Here is a 6,991-nt window from a genome sequence, read left to right as displayed (position 1 = left end):
CGGCGCCGCGCCGGCGGGCGCGCTGCGGCGCGGGCGCCGTCGCGACGATGCGCTCGACGAGCGCCGGCGCCGGAGGCGCGACCGTGTCGTACGCGAGCCACGCATCGAGGTCGGCCGCATCGTCGAGCGCCAGCAGCGCTTCGCGCGGGTTCGCGTGCGCCCACGCCTCGGCGGCCGCGCGCTCGCCGGCCGGCCAGCGCCGCGCGTCCGAGCCGTACGCGGCGACGATGGTACGAAATCGTTCGGGTGTCATCGCTTGTCCTCGCTAGGTGGGTCGCCGGCCAGTTGCGCGCGCAGGTTGCGCCGCGCACGGGCGAGCAGGCTTTCCAGCGCATCGACGGTGATGCCCATCAGGTTGGCCGCTTCCACGTTCGACATGTCCTGATAGTACTGGAGCACCAGCGCTTCCCGCTGCCTCGGCGGCAACGCGGCCAGCGCCTGCCGCACGCGCGCATCGCGCGAACGCAGTTCCGCATGCGCGGCCGGCTCCGGTTGCGGGTCGGGCACGTCGGGCAGCGTATCGACGGGCGCCTCGCGCCGGCCGCGCAACCGGTCGTAGCACAGGTTCAGCACGACGCGATGCAGCCACGTGTCGAAGCGGGCTTCGCCTTCGCGCCAGCGCGGCGCCTGGTTCCAGATTCGCAGGAACGTCTCCTGTGCGACGTCCTCGGCTTCGCTCCGGTCGCCGAGCATGCGCGTCGCCAACGCGAGCAGCCGCGGCAGCTTGCGCGCGACGAGCACGCGCACCGCCGACGCATCGCGCGCGCCGACGCGTGCGACGAGTTCCGCGTCCGGATCGCGGTCGCCGCGATCGCTCAACGCCGCCTGCTCCGTCGCGCGGCGCGTGCGCGCCGCACTGTCACGGCGGCGGGACCCGCCGCCCGGCTGAAGCTCATCGTCGTGCTCTCCTTGCATGCGTCGGGCCATCGCCGGACGGCGCCATGCCGACGGTGCGTCGACGCCGCGCGCGTCGCGCCCGGCATCGCACACGGTGCCGGCCGAGCCGGATTCATCGACATCCGGTTCGCGCCGCATGTCGATCCTCGCAGCCCGCCACGCGAGCGTGGGCCGGCGCGCTCAATATACGACGACCGGCGCGGGCCGGTAATACACCGGACGGGCCGGCACCACGACGCAGCCGGCCAGCGCGATCGCCGCGGCCGCCAGTATCACGATGATTCGAAAAGGCATCGCTTCGACTCATGATGTTGCGTGAAAAATCCGCTGCGCCGGCATCGCGTGCCGCGCGGCGGCCTGCACGTCAGGCCCAGTGGCCCGGCACCCAGCGCCAGGCCGGGCCGCGCGCGGCCCAGTGTCCGGGCACCCAGTGGTAACCGACCCGCACCACTTGCCAGTGGCCCGGAATCCACACGTAGCGGCCCTGCCGCCAGTGCCAGTGGCCCTGATCCCATACGTAACCGGCACGCGGCGCCGGCATGACTTCGACGCGCGGCGGCGGCGGCGCGTGAGGCGCGACGATGACGGCCTGCGCGAATACGGCGGACGTCGCGAGCGCAGCCAGGCATCCGACGGCCAATCGCAATGGAACGGAAAGTTTCATGAAAGACTCCGAAATAACGGGCATCGACCGGAAGCGGTCGTTCATGCGTTAAACGGAGCGGACGGGAGAAATCCGTCGCGGTATCGGCAAATAAATTTCGGAGAAAGTGAACGGGCGCGGGAGCGGACCGGCAGCCACGACGCGCGCCTCTGCACATCGGCGGCCGCAGGCGCAGGGTTGCGGCACTGTCACAACGCGGCAAAACTGCCCTTCGACAATGCACGCGACCGGGATCCCGCTCGTTTCCGGCCCACGCCCCGGCCGTGCGCGCGCATGGCCGCGCGGTTCCGCGTCTCGCGCCCCATCAACGAAAAACACCGACCATGTCGAACCAGGACACTCTCCCTGACCAGCCGAACGAGCCGGCCGCCTCCGTGTCGCGTCGCGGCTTCCTGAAACTCGCCGGCGTCTCCGGCCTCGCCACCGCCGCCGGCGGGCTCGCGGCAGCCCGCGCCGCCGCGTCGAACCCGGACGGCACGCCCGAGCAGGTTCACCTGACGTGGGGCAACGACCCGACGTCCGAAGTCGTGATCTCGTGGGCGTCGCTCGCACCGGCCGTCAATCCGCGCGCGCGCATCGTCGCCGACGGCGAGCCGGCGCGCACCGTGCATGGCGTCCAGCGCCTGTACACCGACGGCCTGAACGGCGAGACCGTGTTCGCGTACCACGCGCGCGTGCACGGGCTGAAGCCGGATACGCGCTACCGCTACGAGATCACGGCCGACAACGACGGCAATGCGGCACAGCCGTTCTCCGCGCACTTTTCGACCGCGCCGCGCGGCCGGGCGCCGTTCCGTTTCACGAGCTACGGCGATCTCGCGACGCCCAACGGCGCGTGGGTGCTGTCGTCGCCGCAAAGCCGCTTCGCGGTGCAGGCCGTCGAGCAGTTCCAGCCGCTGTTCCACCTGCTGAACGGCGACCTCTGCTACGCGAACCTGAACCCCGCGCACCAGCCCGAGGTGTGGCGCGATTTCGGCAACAACAACCAGACGTCGGCCGCGAATCGCCCGTGGATGCCATGCCCCGGCAATCACGAGATCGAGTTCAACAACGGTCCGCAGGGGCTCGACTCGTATCTCGCCCGCTATACGCTGCCGGAGAACGGCACGCATTTCCCCGGCCGCTGGTACAGCTTCCGCGTGAGCTCCGTGCTGTTCGTGTCGCTCGACGCCGACGACGTCGTGTACCAGGACGCCGCCGCGTTCGTCGGCGGCCCCGCGCCGCTCGTGCCGGCCGCGAGCACCGGTCGCCCGCCGATCGAGCCCGGCACGTCGTTCTACGTGCGCGGCTACAGCAACGGCGAGCAGACGCGCTGGCTCGAACGTACGCTGCGTCACGCCGCGCATGACGACGACATCGACTGGATCGTCGTGCAGATGCACCAGGACGCGCTCAGTTCGTCGAAGACGGGCAACGGGTCCGACAAGGGCATTCGCGAAGCGTGGCTGCCGCTGTTCGATCGTTACGGCGTCGATCTCGTGCTGTGCGGCCACGATCACGACTACGAGCGCAGCTATCCGGTGCGCGGCTGCAATCACCGCGCGGGCGTCGACGCGAAGACCGGCGAAGTGGTCGAAACGCTGCAGCCGCGCCCGGTCGGCTCGAACGATCCGAACCGTACGACGTTCGACACGAGTCACGGCACGATCCACCTGATCCTCGGCGGCGGCGGCACCAGCGCGCCGCTCGACGTGTACGGCGAAAACCCGTCAACCGGCTTTGCGCAGGCGAAGGTGTTCACGAAGCCGAACCGGCCGGTGCCCGGCACCGCGCCGAACACGTTCGTGCGCCAGCCGGCCGATGCGCTCGAGGATGCGATCTGGTCCGCGCGCCGCGATACCGGCACCGGCTACGGGATCGCGGTGTTCGATCACGATCCGGGCAAGCCGGGCGGCCACACGACGATCACGATGCGCTACTACCACGCGCCGGGCGCCGACCAGCACCCGACCGCGCAGTACGAGCTGTTCGAGACGATCGAACTGAGCAAGAAGCGGCACGAGCGGTGACCGGGCGGGCGCCCGCTGCGGCGGGCGTCTGACGCTTCGATCGCCCGGCTCGTTGCGCGCGCAACGTGACGGGGCGATCAGGATGCCGCGATTCGCGAAGCACCGGTCGAACGTCGCGCGCGGCATCGCCACGTTTTGCTGCGTGCGCACGTCGAACCCGGACGGGTTGTGGAACAGCCAGTCGCCCGTGTCGCGGTTGGTGCCGAACACGAGGACCCGATGCCCGCCGCGCGACGGCGGCTCGAAACCGTCGTGCCGGATGACAAGGCGGCCCTCTCTTGGTGGTTTCGTGAAGCCGGCACGCGGACGTCGACACGGTGAGCTTCGCCGATCCGGCGGACCCCGGCGGCAATTCCTCGAGTACTCGGCCGAATTCGACCTGAAGCGCATCGTGCTAGAGTGCGGCGGCAAGAATCCGGCGCTCGTGCTGCCCGATGCGCCCGATCTCGACGCGGTCGCGCAGCCGATCGTCGACGGCGCGTTCCGGAGCATGGCGGGCACTGCCCGGCGCCGTCGCGTCATCCGAAATCGAATTGGCATGTTGAAACAGGCAGCAAGCATGAAACGCAAGAACAAGGCAACGCTCATCGGGCTCGGTGCGGTGCTGTTATGGGCCTCGGTGGTCGCGCTCGTTCGCGGCGTCAGCGAAAGCCTCGGCGCGACCGGCGGCGCGGCGATGATCTATACGGTGGCGTCCGTGCTTCTGCTGTTCTCGATCGGCTTCCCCGACCTGAGCCGATTCCCGAAAAACTACCTGCTGTGGGGCGGGCTGCTGTTCGTGTCGTACGAGCTGTGCCTGTCGCTGTCGATCGGCTATGCGAGCAACGGTCGGCAGGCGATCGAAGTCGCGATGGTCAACTATCTGTGGCCGAGTCTCACGCTGGTCGCCGCCATCGCGTTCAACCAGCAGCGCGCGAACCTGCTGGTCGTGCCCGGCGTCCTGCTGTCGATGCTCGGCATCTGCCGGGTGCTCGGCGGCGACCAGGGGCTCGATCCGGCCGGCATGCTGCGCAACGTCGCGGACAATCCGCTCAGCTACGGGCTGGCGTTCGTCGGCGCGCTGATCTGGGCCGGCTATTGCACGGTGACCGCGCGCATCGCCGACGGCAAGAACGGCGTCACGCCGTTCTTCATGCTGGTCGCCGCGGTGCTCTGGATCAAGTTCGCGATCGAAGGCGGCGGCGGCATGACGTTCAGTTTGCACGCGGTCGGGTATCTCGTGCTGGCGGCGTCGGCGCTCGGCTTCGGCTATGCGGCCTGGAACACCGGCATCATGCACGGCAACGTGACGGTCATCGTCGGCGCGTCGTATTTCACGCCGGTGCTCGCCGCCGCCGTCGCCGCCACGCTGCTGCACGCGCCGCTGTCGGCCGAGTTCTGGCAAGGCGCGTCGATGGTGTGCGGCGGCTCGATCCTGTGCTGGCTCGCGACGCGCAGCCGCCGTGACAAGGCCAGGCCCGTGCGGATCGTCAACGAGGCCGACGGTAGCTGCCACGGGTGACGAGACCCGGTGCCATCGTCAATTTTGCGACTCCAGCGCGATCCGCACGGCCAGCCCGGCCAGCACCGTCCCCATCAGCCAGCGCTGAACCACCGCCCAGAGCGGCCGCCCCGCGAGAAAACCCGCGATCGAACCGGCCGCGCACGCGATCAGCGCGTTGACGCTGACGCTCACCGCGATCTGCACGCAGCCGAGCGCCAGCGATTGCGCGAACACGCTGCCGTGCCCCGGCACGATGAACTGCGGCAGCAACGACAGATACATCACCGCGATCTTCGGGTTCGCGAGGTTCGTGACGAAGCCCATCGTGAACAGCCTCACGCGGCTGTCGTGCGGCAACTGCCGGACCTGGAACGCGGAGCGCCCGCCCGGCTTCAGCGCCTGCCACGCCAGGTACGCCAGATACAGCGCGCCGGCAACGCGCAGCGCATCGTACGCATACGGCACGGTCATCACCAGCGCGGTGATGCCCACGGCCGCGCACACCATGTAGAACACGAATCCCAGCGCGACGCCGCCGAGCGACACCAGCCCGGCGCGGCGGCCCTGGCAGATCGAGCGCGAAACCAGATAGATCATGTTCGGCCCGGGCGTCAGCACCATGCCGAGCGACACGAGTCCGAACGCAAACAGGGTGGGCAAGGCTGGCACGGCGCACTCCTTCAGGGCAACGATCACGAGGTCAGAACAATGTATTGCATGTTGACCTTCGCCATCGTGAATAAACTGCAAGCGCCCCATGAGCGCCGTTCATCGTGTCCGCCCGTCGCTATCTGCCCTTTTTCGCACGGGTCCGGACCGTCTTTTCCGCCTTCGCGCGTTGCGCGTCGACGAGCCGTACGAACGCGTCGGTGACCGCGTTGCCGGCGGTATTCCACGCCAGTCGCACCGAGCGATGCAGCCGTGGCGACAGCGCCAGCACGCGCCCGCCGAACGGCGTGTACGTGAGCGTGATGCGCGGCACGATCGACACGCCCATGCCGGCCTCCGCCATCGACAGGATCGTGCGCATCTCGACCACGTTGAATGCGGGCCGAAGCGGCGCGCCGCCGCGCGCGAAGTAATCCGCGATCACCGGCCCGCATCCCGCCTTCGAGAAAATGAACGGCGCCGCGGCCAGCTGCCGGGCCGACACGCTCTTGCGGCCGGCGAACATGTCGTCGGCCGCCACCGCGACGAAATCCTCGTCGAGCAGCGGCAGGTGGTGCGCGAACGTCTTCGCGCCGGCCACCACGCCGACGTCGGCCGTGCCGTCGTCGAGCCACCCTTCGACTTCGCTGTCCGTGCCTTCGAGCAGCACCGCCGATACGCCCGGGTGCATCTCCTTCAACGCCTCGATGGCGGGAACGACGAACGCCAGCGACACGCTCGGCAGCGACGCAACCACCAGCTTCCCTTCGAGCTTGCCGCGCGACAGGCTGAACTGCTGGCGCAGCATCTGCGCTTCCCGCACCACGCTCTGGACATACGGCCACAGGCGTTCGCCGGCCGCCGTCAGCACGACCGGCTGCCGGTCGCGCCAGAGCAGCTTGACCTGCGTGAGGTCCTCCAGCTCCGTCAGCGCATGGCTGATCGCGGATTGACTGCGACTGAGCCGGTCTGCCGCGGCCGTCAGCGAGCCGAGTTCGACCACGGCAGCGAGGGCCTGCAACTGGGCGAGCGTCATCGGATTTCCTCGTTCGAAGGTATGTATGCCGCGCATGAGACGGCCGATTCACTTGAATTATATTGAACCGGTGCGACGGTCATGCAGCCGACACGCGCACCGCGCCATCCGCGAGCCGAATGCCAGATGCAACGCTCGGGTAAGATGCGTGATCGAACCGCCGCGTCGATGCAGGCGCATCACGCTGCACGACGGGCCGGGCCGCACAACCGGCCGATCAGGTTCGCACCGATCCCGAACACCTTGCGTGCACG

The 6,991-nt window shown here is 69.1% G+C and carries 6 protein-coding genes and 2 pseudogenes; 3 read left to right on the top strand and 5 right to left on the bottom strand.

The window, feature by feature from the left end; translation table 11 throughout:
• The 3 genes and pseudogenes from MMB92_RS29345 to MMB92_RS29335 form a co-directional block, all read right to left on the bottom strand.
• Positions 1-253 (bottom strand): annotated as a pseudogene (locus MMB92_RS29345) (hypothetical protein); the annotation flags it as partial.
• Positions 250-1,035 (bottom strand): RNA polymerase sigma factor, encoded by a 786-nt coding sequence (locus MMB92_RS29340; RefSeq protein ID WP_077021739.1) that lies wholly within the window; start codon positions 1,033-1,035, stop codon positions 250-252. The pseudogene MMB92_RS29345 and the gene MMB92_RS29340, both read right to left, overlap by 4 nt.
• 226 nt (positions 1,036-1,261) lie before the next feature.
• Positions 1,262-1,561 (bottom strand): YXWGXW repeat-containing protein, encoded by a 300-nt coding sequence (locus tag MMB92_RS29335; protein ID WP_060263996.1) that lies wholly within the window; start codon positions 1,559-1,561, stop codon positions 1,262-1,264.
• Positions 1,562-1,884: 323 nt separating this feature from the next.
• On the opposite strand from MMB92_RS29335, the gene MMB92_RS29330 reads away from it, so the two are divergent.
• The 3 genes and pseudogenes from MMB92_RS29330 to yddG all read left to right on the top strand — a co-directional run bounded on the left by MMB92_RS29330 (position 1,885) and on the right by yddG (position 5,071).
• Positions 1,885-3,570, top strand: a complete 1,686-nt coding sequence (locus tag MMB92_RS29330) for a metallophosphoesterase family protein (protein ID WP_006485997.1) — start codon at positions 1,885-1,887, stop codon at positions 3,568-3,570.
• A gap of 82 nt (positions 3,571-3,652) precedes the next feature.
• Positions 3,653-4,003, top strand: a pseudogene (locus tag MMB92_RS35325) (hypothetical protein); the annotation flags it as partial.
• A 126-nt stretch (positions 4,004-4,129) separates the two neighbouring features.
• Positions 4,130-5,071, top strand: coding sequence for an aromatic amino acid DMT transporter YddG (yddG, locus tag MMB92_RS29320; protein ID WP_143272892.1), 942 nt, complete (start codon positions 4,130-4,132; stop codon positions 5,069-5,071).
• An 18-nt stretch (positions 5,072-5,089) separates the two neighbouring features.
• Here yddG and MMB92_RS29315 read toward each other — a convergent pair whose 3' ends face one another.
• Together MMB92_RS29315 and MMB92_RS29310 are read right to left on the bottom strand one after the other, a co-directional pair.
• Positions 5,090-5,722, bottom strand: a complete 633-nt coding sequence (locus tag MMB92_RS29315; RefSeq protein ID WP_084752139.1) for a LysE family translocator — start codon at positions 5,720-5,722, stop codon at positions 5,090-5,092.
• Between the two features lie 118 nt (positions 5,723-5,840).
• On the bottom strand, positions 5,841-6,737 hold the full coding sequence (locus MMB92_RS29310) for a LysR family transcriptional regulator (protein ID WP_034202272.1): 897 nt from the start codon (positions 6,735-6,737) through the stop codon (positions 5,841-5,843).
• Positions 6,738-6,991 lie beyond the last annotated feature (254 nt).

It is taken from the genome of Burkholderia sp. IO2 (assembly GCF_029522185.1).
Classification (GTDB): Bacteria; Pseudomonadota; Gammaproteobacteria; order Burkholderiales; family Burkholderiaceae; genus Burkholderia; species Burkholderia cenocepacia.
Note: the sequence above shows the minus strand (reverse complement) of the source record. Positions and strands in the feature narration are given on the sequence as shown.